Below are 17,563 nucleotides of genomic sequence, written 5' to 3' on the forward strand. Positions count from 1 at the left end.
GCAATCTCTTAGTTAGAAATTACTTTAACGCCTTTGTAGTAACCGTCAGCAGTTACGTGGTGACGACGGTGAGTCTCACCAGAAACTTGATCTACAGTTAAAGTTGGACCACTGATCGCATCGTGTGAACGGCGCATGCCGCGTCTTGCACGAGACTTTTTGCTTTTTTGTACAGCCATTAGTCTTCTCCTAAGAATCTTTCTTAAGTTGTTTCAAAATATCAAATGGATTTGGTTTGTCATCTTTTGCTGCTAATTTACCAAAGCTCGAAGGCTCTGATGAATAACTGCATGAAGCTTCGTTGTGTGTAGGCACTATTGGAATAGCTAAAATCAGTTCGTCTTCGATTAACTCAAATACGTTGATTTCACCGTTTTCGTCCAGTTCTACTTCATCGTAACCTTCAGGTAGATGATCTGACTCTGCATCCAAACCAATTGGCGAATACACAAAGTCTTGTTCCAAATCCAACCCTAATTCTCCATTACAGCGTTGACAAGTTACAGTTACGTGTGTTGATAAGTTACCACTTATTACCACTAAACCTTGCTCGTCAATTTTGCAATGAATCTTTACCGCTATTTCACCTGTTTCCTCCTGCACAACTTGCTCTAAACGAGAAAGTTTTTCAAGCGGGACAATACCGTCATACGTTAAACGATGTTGAGCTGCTTTGCTGGGATGAAGAGTGATGGGAATTTTCACCTTTTGCATAGGGGCTGCATCATATAGATAGTTAGTAAGTTAGTCAAAGTAAAAAACCAATTTTGGTAGGTTTTTAACGATCTTCTGCTTTGTTTTCGGATTCATTGTGGCTTATCCTTGGCAAAATACAATTTTCATCCAGAATTTTTTATGAAACCAACACTTATATTAGCGTCAAGCTCGCCATTTAGACAGCAATTATTAACTAAGTTCAACCTACCGTTTCAAAGTTTCTCTCCAGATATTGATGAATCTTCCCTTGTTGATGAAACACCTGAGCAATTAGTAACGCGATTAAGCGAACAAAAAGCGCGTGTAGCTACTAAGCACTTTCATGAAGGTTTAGTAATAGGTTCAGATCAGGTTGCGGTATTCAACAACACAATATTAGGAAAACCACACACTAAAGAGAACGCCGTGGCTCAGTTATCTTCGTTTAGTGGCCATACAGTGACCTTTTTAACGGGTTTAAGCGTCTTTGATATTCAAAGCGATAAAACGATTACCACCGTGGTGCCATTTGATGTGACATTTAAAACACTCACCCTTGAGCAGATCAATGCTTATTGCGATGCTGAGCAGCCCTACAATTGTGCAGGCAGCTTTAAAAGTGAAGGACTCGGGATATGTTTATTCGAAAAGCTCAGTGGTGATGACCCAAATACTTTAATTGGCCTACCACTGATCACATTAACTAAAGTACTGGCTGAGTTTGGTGTTGATGTGTTGACGCTGCAAGGGGCGTAGTTAAAACTTGTAATAGATGTTGGTACGAATCAACAACACATAACGGCGTATGTTGTTGTAACTGCGCCGGGCTATGAGCACCAAAACTCACTCCAATACAAGCAATACCTGCAGCATTAGCCATTGCCATATCCAGTTGACTATCACCAATCATCACTGCATCACCTTTTGCTATACCCTGCTCGTGCAAAATTTGCTCAAGCATATCTGGAGATGGCTTTGATTTAGCATCGTCAGAGCATTTTACATTCACAAAGTACTTACCAAGGCCAGATTCCTTAAGCAACCTATCGATACCTTCACGCCCTTTTCCCGTGGCTATCGCCAGTTGCATTCCTGCTGCGTGTAGTTTCTCTAACACAGTTTCTACATCTGCGAATAATGGAGTGGGCGTTACATCTAACTCACGATACTGTGCTTTATAGCCTGCAACGAGTTCATCATTTAAATGTAAATGCGCCGGAAAAAGTACTTCAGTCGCTTTTGCTAACGACAAACCTATCACATCTTTCGCTTGTTGCTCTGATGGAACAGGAATACCTAATTCTCGCGCAGTATTTCTCAGGCAGGTAACAATTTTTGGCACAGAGTCCATCACTGTGCCATCCCAATCAAAAATAACTAGCTTAAACTTGTTCATTATCAGCACGTAGCTTTTTGATACAGTTTTTAAGTGCATTATCTAATGGCGCTTCAACATGCATAGTCGTTTCGTTTTTAGGGTGCATAAAACGTAGATCGTGAGCATGTAAAAACAAACGATTTAAACCAGTCAGCTTGTTTACGTATTGATCAAACTCCGCAACACCGTATTTATCATCACACGCAATTGGATGGCCTTTACATTGTGTATGTACGCGAATTTGGTGTGTACGCCCTGTTACCGGCGACGCTTGCACTAATGAACATTCTGCATATCGCTCAAGCACCCGAAAACGTGTGTGCGATGGTTTACCTTCGGTATTATCAACACGTACCACGCGCTCACCAGACTTCAAGGTGTTTTTACGAAGTCCTTCAGTAACGTTTTTCGTTTTAGCGTCCCATTGGCCATCGACTAATGCCCAATAGTTTTTTTCCATGGTTTTTTCACGTAACTGCTTATGTAAATCAGTCAGCACTGAACGACGTTTAGAAATGAGCAAACAACCCGATGTATCGCGGTCTAAACGGTGCACAAGCTCTAAGCTACGCTCTTCAGGACGAAGTACGCGAAGCGCTTCGATTAAGCCATAACTTAGGCCACTGCCACCATGTACAGCCATACCTGACGGCTTATTTATCACCATTAAATACTTGTCTTCAAACAAAATGGCGCTTTCAAGTTGTTTCACTTTGTCTAATTGCTTTGGAACAAACTCTTCTTTTTCTGCTACTTTAATTGGTGGAATACGAATCACATCGTTTAGTTGTAGTTTGTAGACAGGTTTTATGCGTTTTTTATTTACTCGCACTTCGCCTTTACGAAGGATTTTATAAACTGCACTTTTAGGCACACCTTTTAGGTGAGTAATAAGAAAGTTATCAATACGTTGACCTAGATGGTCTTCACCTATAGTAACAAACGAAACTTGTAAGCCGGTTTTTTCTGACATTGCCTAATCACTGATTTAAGTAAATAATTTAGTTGCTAACGCGGTTGTAATAGTGGGATAATCACCATCGCGAACATAAAGTTTGCAAGTAACAACGGTGCTTTTATCACATTAATACATTCGTGAAGCATATTCTGGGTTGCCGATCATACAGATCCGCGCTAAGTTTTCCAAAGCTTTTATAACTACCCAGCCAACACGAGCGTTCAATTATCGGCGATGCGCGTAATATATTGCCTGAATAATTTGAGCACGGATGTTGATTAATGAACATAAAAAGCAATTGAACAAGATAAATTGACTGATAGTGACGACGTAGCAACGTCATTCAGAAGCAGCTGTTGTAGCAAGACATTGAATAAAAATTTGAACATGGTCGACTTCGGGACAAAACTCGTAAATTAAAACCGCAGAATTGGCGGCAGTTTTGACACCAAATGAATTTAATAACGTGACAACATGTTATTGTCAGCCACACTTAGTGATGCTCAATGTAAGAAACAACTTCAGGTTTTGACTTTAACCAGTCGTGAGACTGCACAAAAATAACCGTCAGAAACCACTGAACAGACGAGTTTATATCGTCATGTCAGCGACAGAATTAGTAGAGTAACAATATGAAACGTATGCTAATCAATGCGACGCAGCAAGAAGAAATGCGCGTTGCACTGGTTGATGGCCAGCGCCTGTATGATTTAGACATAGAGAGCCCAGGTCACGAACAAAAAAAGCAAATATTTACAAGGGTAAAATTACCCGTATCGAACCGTCATTAGAAGCAGCCTTTGTTGATTACGGCGCTGAAAGACACGGTTTCCTTCCTCTTAAAGAAATAGCTCGCACCTACTTCCCACAAGGCTATACATTCCAAGGTCGTCCAAATATTCGTGACGTGATCAAAGAAGGCCAAGAAGTCATCGTGCAAGTTGATAAAGAAGAGCGTGGCCAAAAAGGCGTCGCGTTAACGACTTTTATCAGCGTTGCAGGTAGCTATTTAGTACTTATGCCTAACAATCCTCGTGCCGGTGGTATTTCTCGCCGTATCGAAGGTGATGAGCGTACTGAACTTAAAGAAGCACTAAGCCGTTTAGAACTTCCTAAAGGCATGGGCTTAATTGTTCGTACAGCGGGCGTTGGTAAATCATTTGAAGAGCTAGAGTACGACTTAAAAGCACTATTAGTGCATTGGCAAGCTATTCAGCAAGCAGCTGACAGCGGCCCTGCTCCGTTCTTAATTCACCAAGAAAGTAACGTTATTTTCCGTGCTATTCGTGACTATTTACGTCGTGATATTGGTGAAATTTTAATTGATAAAGCACGTGTATTTGAAGAAGCGAAAGCGCACATTGAGCGTTTCCGTCCAGACTTTATGAACCGCGTTAAGCTGTATCAGGGCGATGTACCACTATTCACCCACTACCAAATTGAAAGCCAAATTGAGTCTGCGTTCCAACGTGAAGTTCGCTTGCCATCGGGTGGTTCAATTGTTATTGACCCAACTGAAGCGTTAACGTCTATCGATATCAACTCATCTAAAGCCACTAAAGGTGGTGATATCGAAGAAACAGCACTTAATACGAACTTAGAAGCAGCAGACGAAATTGCCCGTCAATTACGTTTACGTGACTTAGGTGGCCTTATTGTTATCGATTTCATCGATATGACACCACCACGTCATCAACGTGAAGTTGAGAACCGTTTAAAAGACGGCGCGCGCCCAGACCGTGCTCGTGTTCAAATCGGTAAGATTTCGCGCTTTGGTCTACTTGAGATGTCACGCCAACGCTTACGCCCATCATTAGGTGAAGCAAGCCAAGGCCCATGTCCTCGTTGTAATGGCCAAGGTACAATTCGTTCTAACGAATCAATTGCACTGTCTATCCTTCGTTTAATCGAAGAAGAAGCAATTAAAGACAATACGTCACAAGTTAATGCACAAGTACCTGTTGCTGTTGCAGCTTACCTATTAAACGAAAAACGTCGTAGCGTTCAACGAATCGAAAAACGCCATAATGTTGATGTAGTGATCATTCCTAATCAGCATATGGAAACACCGCATTACGAAGTTCTGCGCTTACGTAAAGACGAAACAATCGAAACAGTAAGCTACGAGCAAGTTATTGCGCCAGAACCAGAAGCATTTGAAATGGCTAAAGCACCTTCTGCACCAGTTCGCGAAGAGCCGGTTCTTAAGGGTGTCGTAATGCCTACAACGCCTGCACCTCAAGCTGCACCAAAACCTGAGCAAGCGGCTCCAGCTGCTAAGAAATCAGATGGTGGTTTATTCGCTGCTATTGGTAAGTTCTTTAAATCGTTATTCGGCGGTGCTGAAGACGAGTCAGAGAAAGAACAAGAAGAGAAAAAAGCAGCGCAAAAACGTAGTAATAACCGTCGTAACAATGACAACCGTCGTCGTAGCAACAACCAGCGCCGTCGTAATTCTCGTAACAAACGTCCTGAAGATGCACAGGCTAAAGAAGAAAACACTAACACTTCTGCACCTGAGCAAAAAGACACAAATGAGAACCGTAACAAGCGTCGTCGTAATTCTAACAACAGAAAGCGTAATGAAAAGCGCACTGATGATGTAGAACAAACGACAAAAGAAACTGTTCAAGAAACTCAATCAGAGCAACCAAAGGAAACTAAACCTAAGGTTCGTCGTCAACGTCGTAACTTACGCAAGAAAGTACGTGTACAAGACGAAAATGCTGATGAAACAAATGCAGTACAAACAGCAGAAACAGCTGAGCAAGCGCCTAAAGCTGATAAACCAGCAAAGCCTGCAAAAGAAACTGTAGAACTTGAGACTGAACAAACTGAGCAAGCAGCGGCTGAAGTACAAGTAAAAGCTGAACCTGTAAACGTGCATGCTGATGCCGAAGTTACTGAGCAAGCTGAATCTGTAGAAGTATCTGCTGATGAAGAACAAGCACAGCCTCGCACTCGCTCTCGTCGTTCACCTCGTCATTTACGTGCTGCTGGTCAACGCCGTCGTCGTCCAGAGCAAGATGAAAAATCGAGTGATGCCAAGTCTGATACACCAGCATTCATCCCAGTTGCTGATCAAGCAGCCGCTGAATATGAAGCTGAGTTAAAGGCAAAACAAGCTCAAGCAGAAGTATCTGTACAAGCTGAAGAGCCTGTTCAAGCTGAAGAGCCAGTACAAGCTGAAGAGCCAGTACAAGCTGAAGAGCCAGTACAAGCTGAAGAGCCAGTACAAGCTGAAGAGCCAGTGCAAGCTGAAGAGCCAGTACAAGCTGAAGAGCCAGTACAAGCTGAAGAGCCAGTGCAAGCTGAAGAGCCAGTGCAAGCTGAAGAGCCAGTACAAGCTGAAGAGCCAGTACAAGCTGAAGAGCCAGTGCAAGCTGAAGAGCCAGTACAAGCTAAAGAGCCAGTACAAGCTGAAGAACCTGTTCAAGCTGAAGAGCCTGTTCAAGCTGAAGAGCCAGTGCAAGCTGAAGAGCCAGTGCAAGCTGAAGAGCCAGTGCAAGCTGAAGAGCCAGTGCAAGCTGAAAAGCCTGTTGCCGCTGTAGAACCTGCTAAAAATGAAAAAACAGTTTTAGTAAAAGGTTCAGCAAGCGGCGCGATGGCAAAACCAGCACCGGTTGCAGACAGTGAGCCAGAGCCAACACCAGCGGCTATGGCGCATGACAAGCGTACAGCTATTCCAGATAGCGGCCTTCGTGCAGGTTCAATTAAACCTGCTGGCAGAGCCCGTGCTGATATGGCAAAAACCTTAGCGGCTGATTAATTTAGTCGCTTAATAAAAAAGCCGCGTTTATAACGCGGCTTTTTTGTGTGTAATGCTTTTAAATAACAACCTGTTGAGTACCTAGGTGATTGGCATAGCCGCCCACAAGAACCTTATAAACACCCTGCTCATCCGAATAAACACTGGCAGAAATATGTGAACTGCATCCCATTGCTCGGCCTTGTTCAAACTTGAAATGTTTTTCTTGCTGTACAAATACGTGTTTTGATAAATAGCATGCAAGCGCACCACTGGCACTACCGGTTGCTGATTCTTCAGGTATTCCAACCAAAGGCGCAAAGTTACGACAACTCGCAGTAAGCTCACTTTGCTCTTCACATAATTCGAAGGCATGCACACCTATCACGTTATGCTGTAGGCAGAACTCGCTAAGCGCCACTTCATCGATAGTGATTTTATCTAAGTAGCCATTCGGCACAGCAACAATAATATCCGGCAATCCTGTAGTTATTACATCGATTGGCAAGCCTGTTTTTGCCAGTGTTGTTTCATCAAGCCCTAATAAGCCTGCAAGGTCGTCATAAGCAAAGTTGCCTAGGTATTTTGGCAAGGCTTGCTCCATGGTAACTTGCCCATCTGCGGCAATTGTTACGCCTAACAAGCCCGCTTTTGTTCGCTGAGTGTAATAACCTGGTTTTAATAACCCTTGTTCGAAGAGCGTAGCAAACACCGCTAGGGTTGCGTGGCCACAAAAATCAACTTCTTCAGTTGTCGTAAAAAATGACACAGCAAAATCAACTTCATGATCTTGCGCAACAAATGCGGTTTCTGAAAAGCCAATTTCTTTTGCAATCGTCAGTTTTTCTGCGTTTGTGAGTTTATCTGCATTCAAAACGACACCTGCTGGGTTGCCCCCTGTATTATTTGCACTAAACGAGTTAACTAAAAATGCGGTTATTGTCATTATTGTATGCCTTGGTTTAAGTTAAATTCATAAAACAACATGCCATTTTCCTTAGATGCTTGCTTTTCAAAAGCCAACTTTTTTAAAAGTTTAATTGATGGTGTATTTGATTCATCAACACCAGCAATGAGCTTATGCCATTGTGACTGAGTACCAGCGAGGTTTATAAATCCCTGCAATAACTCAAATGCAAGACCCTGCCCCCAATATTGCTCAGCTAACAAATAACCAATAAGAGCATCATGGTTTTCGGTATAGATAAATAAAAGCCCAACAACTTCTTGATGTTGAGATTGCAGCATTAATAAGCGGCACTCGTTAAGCATGTTAGCCAACCACTTTTCTGCAGCAGCTATAGAATCAATACCTTGAAAATAACCAGGTAATTTAGCAACTACAGCTGGGGTTAATATCGCCGGCAAGGCAATCGTCAATTGATGATGCTCAACCATTGACGAGCTTGCGTCTATTTCAATCACATTTAATCTTTTTGTAGTGAAAGATAAATTCATTTTTCATCACCTAGTAAAAGCAATAACAAGGTGAATTATTACTTAGACCATTTATTTGAAACAACTAAGATTGCAGCACTAACGCTTATTACAGCAAATAAAAGACCTATAAGCAGCTGCTGGTATGCAATGAAGATTGAAAACCCAATAGCAGCACCGATACAAAAAAATAGCCCAGTATTAGCTTTGTTGCGTTTTATCATGGTCGTGTCCCTTATTTAGCTATTGCTTTATTCCTAGTACTCATTTTTTACATTACTTCTGCCCTGAATATCCATGTTGCTGCAAGGCAAAATTATTAAATGAAGTTACTTTTCTATGACCTCTAGTACATCGTATTCATATTTTGAAATTTTTATTGCATAGGCTTTACTACGCCACTTACTTCTCGACTCAGCGGATAAATTTGCATGATCTAGCGTTGTTTTAATCATAAGTAAGAATGAATCATCATGTTCTACAAAACTAACGTATTGCCAGCCTTTGGATTTTGGTAATTCAAATAAGGCTGGAACTTCGTAAAGATCGCCTGTATTTACTGATATGAATAACCTAGCATTTGGGCAAGTTTGATATTCACCATCACATTCAGTCTGCGACTCCCAGCTTTGAATGACCCTAATTTGCGGGAAAGATTTATTCTTATAAAGCACTTCCATAGAAGAAAGTATAAAGCTAAGTTCAGTATTAGACAGCTTCTGAACCGATTTAGCCTGAAAGCTTGACGCAAGCATTAACAACACTAGAATCCTGTACTTCATATAATCAACCTTGTTATTCGGTATTCATTACTGTTTCGGTAAGTCAGGGTCGAGTTTCCCGCCTTCGTTGATATATGTGCTGTCTTTTATCAATTCCGACAAGTACCCGGCATAGCCTTTTAACTCAGGATCAGTCACCAATTTCAATGCTGTTTCCAAATCGGCCCAGTAATTTACAGTTTTATTTTGCTCTGCAAACTGCTTTGAGTAGTTCGTCGCCAAATAAAGGTATTCAAGTCGTTTATATCCATCTAAATCTCCATTTAGGGCATGTTGAATCTCTTGAAATGCTCTAGCTCGATAGCTATTTGCCTTATTAAGGTTACCTAAAGACTGCTGCCAACGAGCAAGGATTCTTAGCAACTTATTTTTAAAAAATTCATCTTTTTCGCGAAGTGCGTAAGTTTGCTCGAGCAAAGCTAACTTTTGCTCGAGAGTTGGCTTCGAAATGTGTTGAGACGCAAGAAATTCCGTTATTCTCTCAATTTCTGCAGGTTTAAGTTCGTCAAAATCACCAATTAAAGCTATAAAACCCGATGTCTCGCAAAACCAAATGCCATTTCTATCCGTATGCGGCCAAAACACTTGATCGTATTTTGATGGCCAGCTGTAAATATAACCACCATAGCTTGCAGGCTCAGCAACCGCACATTTTGCACCCTTAACGATTGGGTCATCTACTTCTACCTCTCCCCACGTTGTTGAGTTAGCAAAAGATGATAAAACCAATAAAGCCACTGATAACTTTATTTTCATAAAAACTCCCTTATAAACACCTTTAAAGATTTGATGAGTAGTTACATCTTCACGATATTCACTAGAACGTTTCAAAATCAGTTAAGGGGTTATAATTGTCATTTTAATTTTCAGCTGGTTGGTTTTATAGATGAATTACCACTTGCCAGCAGCCTCCTGAGGGCATGCATTTTTTATCTCTGTGACAAGTTTTCTTTGCTGAGCCGTCGGTTCACCTTCAACATTCGCTACCTCATCGACGAGATAACAAATTGAAGCTACTTGCTCTTTTGTTACTTTATCTAAGCATCGCTCAATTACTTTGTGAGGTTTATCGTAAACGTCGCTAGTATGCCCTAACAAATGCGTACTTGAGCGTAATAAATCAGTTGCTTCTTTCATAGTTAAATGAAATTCGCTGTTAAAAAGCGATAAGATTTTTTCTTTTTGTTCTTTACTCATTTCACCGTCTACTTTGGCTACTGCGACCATATATAACGCAGCTACATCCATGGGTGAATCTAACTTAAATGCAGGATTTAAATCATGGTGTTTCCTGTATTTACGACGTCGGTACCAGCTAAAAGGATTCAACCAACCAATATCTATCCCCCCTTCTTGAAGTCGATTCAGTAACACCAAAATGGTCACTACAATACCTAAAACACCTAATACAACATGCATAATTTTTCCTTATTTTTATTGCAGTCTATTGTTATTTATCTTTTTTAAATTCTTCAGCCGTAAAATTACTTTTAAATGTAAAAGCATAGGGTGTGTCGCCGTTATCTCGCAGATATTGCAACCTTTCTAATGCCTCTTGAGGTGTTGGAATATGGTTATCTTCAACCCACCATAAAACATAGCTATCTTCTGATAAGCGCTGAAACCATTCACCTTTTCTGCGCATGAAATCTCTATGATGTGTGCGAAACATAAAATTTTTAAGATCTTCAACGCTTTCCCACACCGACATATTGATTATCATATTCGGATCATCAAACAATTTAATATTGGTGGCATCGCCTGATTCGTCTTTTAATCGCCATACAAAACCTACACTGTTTTCAGCAATACCATTTATTAAATCAAGATTATCAACAAAATCTTTTATTTCTGGGGCATCCAATGGATATTTAGCAAGAGCAATATTTAGTTGGGCAAGTTTCATTTATGACTCTCCTTAGCCATCGGGGGAATTTGTACCTTTAATGTTTTAAAACTAAGCGATACTGAAGGAAAAGAAAAGCATTTTTACGCCTTCCACTATTCGAATTTTTATATTAACCATGCTTAAAACCATCAGTAGATGTTTTACTAAATCAATGATGGCAAATGGAACTACTTTATCTAATCTCCGCCACCGCAATCACCGCCGCCGTCAGAACATGAACTGTCTGATAAACTAAAGCTACTCCCAGTGGAGGAGCTTCCACTTGATGGCGATTTTCTAGAAATGCCTATCCCTAATAACAAAATACCCACGACCAAGGCTGGCCATGCAAAAGCTAAATGATGATCATTAAAAATATTAACAATACCAATCACAATTAAAAATATGGCTAAAACAATCATACTGAATATCCTTTTTCTATTTTGAAGCTAAGAAAACATCGTTGCTAATTTCTCTATAAAAGCAAAGAAAATATTAGAAGTAAATTTTTACTTTAGCTTAGGTAAATCGATTTGAAATTCTAAAGCTGTAAATTCATCTCTAGTGTAAGGCCCAAAAACAAACTCATTATGTTCTGCATATTTATGATCGTTCACTTTATCAATATAAAAGTAAGAACAGATATTTTCAGGGCAAGCCAAAACCGAAATGTATTTATCGTTTGACGCAATCAATTTAGGTTCATCTATACGTCCAATGAATGCACCTTCACCAAGCGAGTAGCCTAACTTTTTTGAGTTATCAGTAAAATAGACTTGATATGGAGGCTCTTCCCAAAGCGGTGAACAACCAAGAACAAGCAGTGATATGAATAATAGAAGTTTCTTTGTCATTATTATGCGAGCTAATTTTTGTTGTTATTTAACCAATCAAAAGACTTCTCTAAGAACGAATGAGCATCATCCAACACCAGTTTACCATGTGTTACAAGCTTCTTAGCGTGCCAACCTAACATGGTATTAAGATGGCTTTTAATCCGTAATCTCTTGTCATATAAGTTTGAACTTTGCTTTTTTAAAGCGACTCATAAAAGAGAATAAATAAATTAACTGACCATATTCATCCATTGTTGATTCTCTGTTAGATACACCAAGCCAATGCTGGTAAAAACCATCGAAGTCAGAATAAGCAATTTCTTTTGAGAACCCTTCTACTAGCCAACAATGAGCTACATCGACTAAATCAAGATTAATTGTTTGCCTTATACCTAAACCGAGCATTGCAAGCAATAATTTGAGCTCTTCTAAATTATTCAGGCATACAGATTCTTGCAACTCAAGCCGTGACTCTAAGTTATTTAACATATTAATATCTAAACTATTTGCCGCTACAAAACTATAGTAATGCAATGTTTCTTCCTTGTAGTAGTAATAATGTTTTAAAGTACCTAAAACTAAAAAGCCCAGCAACTGCTGGGCTATAAAAAGAGTATTTATCAGCTTATCGCTTAAAACTTAGAGCTTTAAGCTTAAGCAAGATTAACTTTCTTCTTGCTCCATAAAGCGCTGTAGCTGATCTTTAAGATTAGGTGGAATACCTTTGATCACAAGGGTATCGGTTGCTTCGTTATACATTACGCGCTCACCTAAGTGTTTACGTTCAAAGCTCACGCTAACACCGCCGCCCATACCTGAGAACTTCACCATGCTGGTAACTGTTTTCTTATCAACCGGGAACGACTCTTCTAAATCGTAGTTTTGTTCTTGGCAAAAACTTTCAAATGGGCTGTCGTCATTTTTCGATAAGGTTGCAGAAAGTTCTTTCACGTTGGCATCTTCGCCTGTAGTTACGCAATCATTACAATAATCAAATACTTGCTTACGTAGCTCGTCTTTCTCTGACTTGTCGTATTGTTGCTCAGATAAGTAGTCTTCTACGGCATTCAGCATAACTTGGCTTTGCTGTTTAGGGTCAATACCCTCTTCGCAGCCTAAAAAGTCTAAAAAGAAGTCTGCTACTTTACGACCCGCACGGCCTTTTATAAACGACACATAGCGATTATCTTCTGGTTGTGCATCCCACGCTGTTAAATCAACTCGTGCTGCTAATTGCATACGCGAAATATCTAAGTGACGTGATGACGCTAAATCAAGCTCAGAAGTAATAGAGTAATGCTCTTTAATATTGATCATTGCGATTAATAAATAGTCGCTGGCAACATATTGATAATGGCAAAAAACTAAATAACCCGTTTCGTTAAAGGCATACTTATTTAACTCTTCTTTTAATACATTCGTTGCTTGCTCTGTCATGTGCCAAAAGCCAAGTTCGTCGTTACGGTAGCTTTGCATAGCCGAAGCAACGATGCTGTTTTTCTCGCCGTTGAAAGCACAGTAACCTTTACCCGGTTTACCATTATAAGCATGGTGTAACTGCTCGATAAAAACGGCTACTTTATCATTAACAACCATCTCATCATTGCGTAAATGAATTTCTGTATCGTCATCTTTTTTGTCTACATAATGAACGACTAATTTTTTAACATCTATTGTCATCTTTGTTTTTCACGCCTCTGGTGTTAAAATACGGGAATATAACTCTTTTTATTGAACCAACTGATGCCTATCATATCAAAATATTCTAATGAGCAAGTAGAACAAATCGTTGATCAGCTGATTGATGTACTAACAGAGCACAAAGCGCCTGTTGATTTAAGCCTTATGTGTTTAGGAAATTCTATCACGCATATTTTAAAAGAGCATGTACCATCAGAGAAAAGACAAGCTGTTGCCGACAACTTTGCAAAAGCATTAGCACAGTCGGTTAAATAAGATTTATGAATTTATCGCAACAAAGTCAGTTTTCTTCAAAAGTAAGTCAGCTTTTAAGTTGGGGCCATTGGTTCACCTTTGCAAACATAGGTTTAGTGCTATTTATTAGCTTAAGCTACTTGGTTGCAGACAGTGCACCGACTACCTTCATGGGCTATGTATACATGCTCGTGACCTGGTTAAGTCACACCAGCTTTATTACTTTTATTGCCTTTGTTTTAACGATATTCCCATTAAGCTTAGTGTTTCCATACCCTCGGCATATCCGAGGGATGGCAGCTATTATCGCCACCCTTGGGGCGTCATTGTTAACGCTTGATGCCTATGTGTATTTCAACTTGGGTTATCACTTAAATACATCTGCCCTGCCCGAAATTGTTTCTTTATTGTGGCATCGCTTAACAAGCTCACCTGCATTAACAACGATTTTAGCGGGCGGTATTGTACTGCTAATTTTAGCGTTCCAATTATTAGTCAGTAATTACACGTGGCACCACCTAGCGCGCTTAAAGCAATATAAGTTCCCGCGTTATGCAACTAGCACTATTTTAGTGTGTTTTGCACTTAGCCACAGTATTCATATTTGGGCTGATGCTAATTTAAAATTTGATATCACAAAACAAGATAACGTTCTGCCTTTGTCATACCCTACAACGGCAAAAAGCTTATTAGCTAAAAACGATTTGCTTGATATCGAAAGTTATAAAGAAGCACACGATGTCAGACTTGACCCACATAATATTGATTACTTAGCACCCACTCCACTTGCTGAATGTAAAGCAGAGTCGAGTGCCACGATTGATATTTTAGTGTTTGAAAACAATGCAGCTCTTGAGCAATTTGTTGCTACTGAACCTGCGCTACGTAAAACTGATTTGTTCTTACAACCGGTTGAAGCCGAAGACACCTTATTTAGCATAGTGTATGGCCTACCAGCATTTTACAAAGCACCTATTTTAGATAAGCAGCAACTGCCTGTTTGGCTTGCAGATAATCGTTCAATTCAAATTAATGGCTTTGAACAATTTGAATTTATAAATAACGACGACGCAAATCCTGCTGTACGTCTTGTACGTGCAGACGCAACAACAAAAGCGCGCGGATCTGCCAATGCCGTGTTTGCCTTTAGCCTTGCTAAACAAAGCAACGGCATTGTTACAGCCTCACGTTTATACAGCTCAGATAAAAAAGTTGTGCAAACCGAAGGCCTTATTCAGCCAAGCGATATTATCGCCACCAGCGTTGGCCATTATTTAGGCTGCAAAACCCTTGCTAAACAAAGCATGTTAGGCAGTAACTTATACAAGCGCCACGACGACACAGGTGTTAATTACTCGCAAAATGTGTTCATCGCATTTAAAAAAGACAGAATTACCCTGATTGATTCAGATGGTAACTTTAAAAACATTTCAGCAGCACAAGGCTTTGCCATTGAACAAGGGCTCGATATTCCGTTCTTAGTGCAAAGCATTAAAAAGCTGAAGCGATATACGCCCTAGCTCTTATTGATAAATCATTATTTCGAGCTAGCTTTAGATATTAGACACCTTATTTGATTAGGAGACACGGACGTCATGAAAGCCATAATCATTTATCTAATATCAATAGTTCTACTTTGTTTTACTAACACCTCAAACGCTGCCAGCACAGAATACTATAAATGTGTCACAGACAGAGGCACGGTATTTAGTGAGTTCCCCTGTGGTAGCCGTGCTACCAAACATAAAATTCAAGTAACCGACCCAGACTTACAAGCACCGCAAAACTTTGTGAAAGAGCTCAACGAGCTTGAGCGCCAGCAAATTATCAGAAACCTCGAAGCTGAAATACGCAGCTATAAGTATCGTTTAGATATTTTAAGCCGCGAACGCGATAGAGCCCAATATCAACAAGAACAGCGCTTAAATCGAATTTTATCTGACAAAGAAGCTAAGCAAATTAGTAAAGACATCAACAAGCAACTTAAAGCGATTAATAAGCAATACGGGCGCGACGTGAAAAGCGTTAATAAAAAACTCGCAAATCTTGAGAAAAAACTCGCTCGCTATAATTAAATGCACTTTACTATTGGGTTTGAAGAATAAATAACATATTCTTAACACCAATAGAGTTATTGCTCTATGTCGTTATGATTGGCAGAAGGAGTTTATATGCAGCCACAACACATTGCTGAATTAATTTTATCTGGGTTTCGCAATCACTATAAACTCTTTCAAGCGATTACCGCCAAAGCTCCCTCAGCGTTTGCACAGCGTGATTGGCAAAAGATTAATGAGATAAGTAAGCTAAGAATTAGCCATTACGATGATCGGGTTAACGAAACAATTGCCAAGCTCAAATCGCTCAACGAACAGCAAATTATTACCTTAGATCAAACCTGCTGGCTCGAAACCAAACAGCTCTATCAGCAATTTTTGCGTTTTCACCCTCAAGCAGAACTTGCCGAAACCTTTTACAACTCTGTTTTTTGTCGTTTATTCCACCGTCGCTATTTTCACAATGACTTTATCTTTGTCAAAGCCACACTTGCAGATGCGCCTGCACTGCCTATGGAGGCAGAGTACCGCAGTTATCACCCCGTTGTTGATGGTTTAAGACCGACCATACGCAAAATTATAAATCAGTTTGATTTTAAAGCGCCCTTTGTTGATTTAGAACGCGATATTCGTTTACTCGTTAAGGCGTTTTATAAACAAGCCCCCGATACACATCATCAAGCATGGCAAATGCGCTTTGATATACTTCAAGCGCCTTTTTACCGTAACAAAGCCGCTTACATTGTTGGTCGTGTGGTGTCAGAAAGTGGTGTACAGCCATTTATTATTGCGGTGTTACACCATGAAGACAAAGGGCTATACCTTGATGCCCTACTTACTAAATCATCGCAAATGCGAGTTATCTTTGGTTTTGCGCGTGCTTACTTCATGGTTGAAACCCATGCGCCATCTGCGTTAGTGCGCTTTTTAAATCAACTTATGCCAAATAAAACACTGGCTGAGCTTTACAACGCAATAGGCTTTCATAAACAAGGTAAGACCGAGTTTTACCGAGAGTTTTTAAGTCATTTAGATCATTCAAACGATCAGCTCGTAATTGCCCCAGGTACACCGGGTATGGTGATGATGGTATTTACCCTGCCTTCGTTTGGCTATGTATTTAAAGTGATTAAAGACACCTTTGGTGAAAGCAAACCCTTTGGCCGTGATACCGTATTAAAACGCTACCAATTAGTAAAAAGCCATGACCGTGTTGGCCGCATGGCCGACACCATAGAGTATTCGAACGTCGTATTTCCACTGGCTCGATTTGATAGTAAATTGCTTGCAGAGTTACATAAAACGATTGGCTCTTCGATGATTATTGAAGGCGAATGGCTAATCATCAAGCATTTGTATATTGAAAGACGCATGACACCGTTAAATCTGTATCTTGAAAATGCCAGTGAGCAACAAGCGTTTGAGGCGATAGAAGAATACGGCCAAGCATTAAAAGAAATGATCGCTGTTAATATTTTCCCAGGCGACATGCTGTTAAAAAACTTTGGGGTAAGTAAACATAATCGCGTTATCTTTTATGACTATGATGAGGTTCAATACCTAACTGACATGAACTTTAGGGCCTTACCAAAAGCCAAGTCGTACGATGATTACTTAACCAATGAGCAAAGCTACTCTGTGGCACCACAAGATGTGTTTCCAGAGCAATTATGTACCTTTGTGACGGCAAACCCGGTGTATAAGCAATACTTATTGAGTACACACCCAGAGCTTGAAGATCCAGCTTATTGGCGACAAGCACAATACAATTATAAGCAAGGTGTAGTTAGCCACATTTATCCATACCCTGCTGCACAACGATTTATCCATTATTGGTAAACACCAAGG

Annotated in this window: 20 protein-coding genes and 1 pseudogene; 6 read left to right on the forward strand and 15 right to left on the reverse strand. The window is 40.1% G+C overall.

Annotation, left to right across the window (positions count from 1 at the left end):
- Positions 1-8: 8 nt before the first annotated feature.
- Together rpmF and yceD are read right to left on the reverse strand one after the other, a co-directional pair.
- Positions 9-179 (reverse strand): 50S ribosomal protein L32, encoded by a 171-nt coding sequence (gene rpmF / locus P4S60_RS08605; RefSeq protein WP_036967969.1) that lies wholly within the window; start codon positions 177-179, stop codon positions 9-11.
- A 10-nt stretch (positions 180-189) separates the two neighbouring features.
- Positions 190-714: a 23S rRNA accumulation protein YceD gene (yceD, locus tag P4S60_RS08610; RefSeq protein WP_337115681.1), complete on the reverse strand. Its 525-nt coding sequence runs from the start codon at positions 712-714 to the stop codon at positions 190-192.
- A gap of 141 nt (positions 715-855) precedes the next feature.
- Here yceD and P4S60_RS08615 point away from each other — a divergent pair, with 141 nt between their 5' ends.
- Positions 856-1,452, forward strand: a complete 597-nt coding sequence (locus tag P4S60_RS08615; RefSeq protein WP_337115682.1) for a Maf family protein — start codon at positions 856-858, stop codon at positions 1,450-1,452.
- On the opposite strand, the gene P4S60_RS08620 is transcribed toward P4S60_RS08615, so the two are convergent.
- Together P4S60_RS08620 and rluC are read right to left on the reverse strand one after the other, a co-directional pair.
- Positions 1,400-2,092: an HAD family hydrolase gene (locus P4S60_RS08620; RefSeq protein WP_337115683.1), complete on the reverse strand. Its 693-nt coding sequence runs from the start codon at positions 2,090-2,092 to the stop codon at positions 1,400-1,402. The genes P4S60_RS08615 and P4S60_RS08620 overlap by 53 nt on opposite strands.
- Positions 2,079-3,047, reverse strand: coding sequence for a 23S rRNA pseudouridine(955/2504/2580) synthase RluC (gene rluC / locus P4S60_RS08625; protein WP_337115684.1), 969 nt, complete (start codon positions 3,045-3,047; stop codon positions 2,079-2,081). The genes P4S60_RS08620 and rluC overlap by 14 nt, the downstream gene beginning before the upstream one ends.
- Positions 3,048-3,664: 617 nt before the next feature.
- Here rluC and rne point away from each other — a divergent pair.
- Positions 3,665-6,801 (forward strand): annotated as a pseudogene (rne, locus tag P4S60_RS08630) (ribonuclease E).
- Positions 6,802-6,859: 58 nt separating this feature from the next.
- Here rne and P4S60_RS08635 read toward each other — a convergent pair.
- The 11 genes from P4S60_RS08635 to yejK all read right to left on the reverse strand — a co-directional run bounded on the left by P4S60_RS08635 (position 6,860) and on the right by yejK (position 13,403).
- The gene (locus P4S60_RS08635; protein WP_063704900.1) at positions 6,860-7,726 is read right to left on the reverse strand and encodes a PhzF family phenazine biosynthesis protein; all 867 of its coding nucleotides are present in this window, start codon (positions 7,724-7,726) and stop codon (positions 6,860-6,862) included.
- Positions 7,726-8,238 (reverse strand): GNAT family N-acetyltransferase, encoded by a 513-nt coding sequence (locus P4S60_RS08640; RefSeq protein WP_337115685.1) that lies wholly within the window; start codon positions 8,236-8,238, stop codon positions 7,726-7,728. The genes P4S60_RS08635 and P4S60_RS08640 overlap by 1 nt, the downstream gene beginning before the upstream one ends.
- A 38-nt stretch (positions 8,239-8,276) precedes the next feature.
- On the reverse strand, positions 8,277-8,441 hold the full coding sequence (locus tag P4S60_RS08645) for a hypothetical protein (protein WP_337115686.1): 165 nt from the start codon (positions 8,439-8,441) through the stop codon (positions 8,277-8,279).
- A gap of 105 nt (positions 8,442-8,546) precedes the next feature.
- Positions 8,547-8,999, reverse strand: coding sequence for a hypothetical protein (locus P4S60_RS08650; protein ID WP_337115687.1), 453 nt, complete (start codon positions 8,997-8,999; stop codon positions 8,547-8,549).
- 27 nt (positions 9,000-9,026) lie between these two features.
- Positions 9,027-9,755 (reverse strand): hypothetical protein, encoded by a 729-nt coding sequence (locus tag P4S60_RS08655; RefSeq protein ID WP_337115688.1) that lies wholly within the window; start codon positions 9,753-9,755, stop codon positions 9,027-9,029.
- Positions 9,756-9,890: 135 nt separating this feature from the next.
- On the reverse strand, positions 9,891-10,418 hold the full coding sequence (locus tag P4S60_RS08660) for a tellurite resistance TerB family protein (RefSeq protein WP_337115689.1): 528 nt from the start codon (positions 10,416-10,418) through the stop codon (positions 9,891-9,893).
- Between the two features lie 31 nt (positions 10,419-10,449).
- Positions 10,450-10,905, reverse strand: coding sequence for a DUF3291 domain-containing protein (locus P4S60_RS08665; RefSeq protein WP_337115690.1), 456 nt, complete (start codon positions 10,903-10,905; stop codon positions 10,450-10,452).
- Positions 10,906-11,084: 179 nt separating this feature from the next.
- Positions 11,085-11,309 (reverse strand): hypothetical protein, encoded by a 225-nt coding sequence (locus tag P4S60_RS08670; RefSeq protein ID WP_062565251.1) that lies wholly within the window; start codon positions 11,307-11,309, stop codon positions 11,085-11,087.
- Positions 11,310-11,396: 87 nt separating this feature from the next.
- Positions 11,397-11,741, reverse strand: coding sequence for a hypothetical protein (locus P4S60_RS08675; RefSeq protein ID WP_105174224.1), 345 nt, complete (start codon positions 11,739-11,741; stop codon positions 11,397-11,399).
- A gap of 156 nt (positions 11,742-11,897) precedes the next feature.
- Positions 11,898-12,257, reverse strand: coding sequence for a hypothetical protein (locus tag P4S60_RS08680; RefSeq protein ID WP_337115691.1), 360 nt, complete (start codon positions 12,255-12,257; stop codon positions 11,898-11,900).
- Positions 12,258-12,386: 129 nt separating this feature from the next.
- The gene (yejK, locus tag P4S60_RS08685) at positions 12,387-13,403 is read right to left on the reverse strand and encodes a nucleoid-associated protein YejK (RefSeq protein WP_063704888.1); all 1,017 of its coding nucleotides are present in this window, start codon (positions 13,401-13,403) and stop codon (positions 12,387-12,389) included.
- Positions 13,404-13,466: 63 nt separating this feature from the next.
- Between yejK and P4S60_RS08690 the strand changes: the two genes are divergently transcribed.
- The 4 genes from P4S60_RS08690 (at position 13,467) to aceK (ending at position 17,554) form a co-directional block, all read left to right on the forward strand.
- Positions 13,467-13,679 (forward strand): DUF1414 domain-containing protein, encoded by a 213-nt coding sequence (locus P4S60_RS08690; protein ID WP_036967930.1) that lies wholly within the window; start codon positions 13,467-13,469, stop codon positions 13,677-13,679.
- A gap of 5 nt (positions 13,680-13,684) precedes the next feature.
- Positions 13,685-15,178 (forward strand): DUF3413 domain-containing protein, encoded by a 1,494-nt coding sequence (locus P4S60_RS08695; protein WP_105174226.1) that lies wholly within the window; start codon positions 13,685-13,687, stop codon positions 15,176-15,178.
- A gap of 75 nt (positions 15,179-15,253) precedes the next feature.
- The gene (locus P4S60_RS08700; RefSeq protein WP_063704884.1) at positions 15,254-15,733 is read left to right on the forward strand and encodes a DUF4124 domain-containing protein; all 480 of its coding nucleotides are present in this window, start codon (positions 15,254-15,256) and stop codon (positions 15,731-15,733) included.
- Positions 15,734-15,829: 96 nt separating this feature from the next.
- The gene (aceK, locus tag P4S60_RS08705; RefSeq protein WP_105174228.1) at positions 15,830-17,554 is read left to right on the forward strand and encodes a bifunctional isocitrate dehydrogenase kinase/phosphatase; all 1,725 of its coding nucleotides are present in this window, start codon (positions 15,830-15,832) and stop codon (positions 17,552-17,554) included.
- Positions 17,555-17,563 lie beyond the last annotated feature (9 nt).

It is taken from the genome of Pseudoalteromonas sp. Hal040, from assembly GCF_037162425.1.
Classification (GTDB): domain Bacteria; phylum Pseudomonadota; class Gammaproteobacteria; order Enterobacterales; family Alteromonadaceae; genus Pseudoalteromonas; species Pseudoalteromonas gelatinilytica.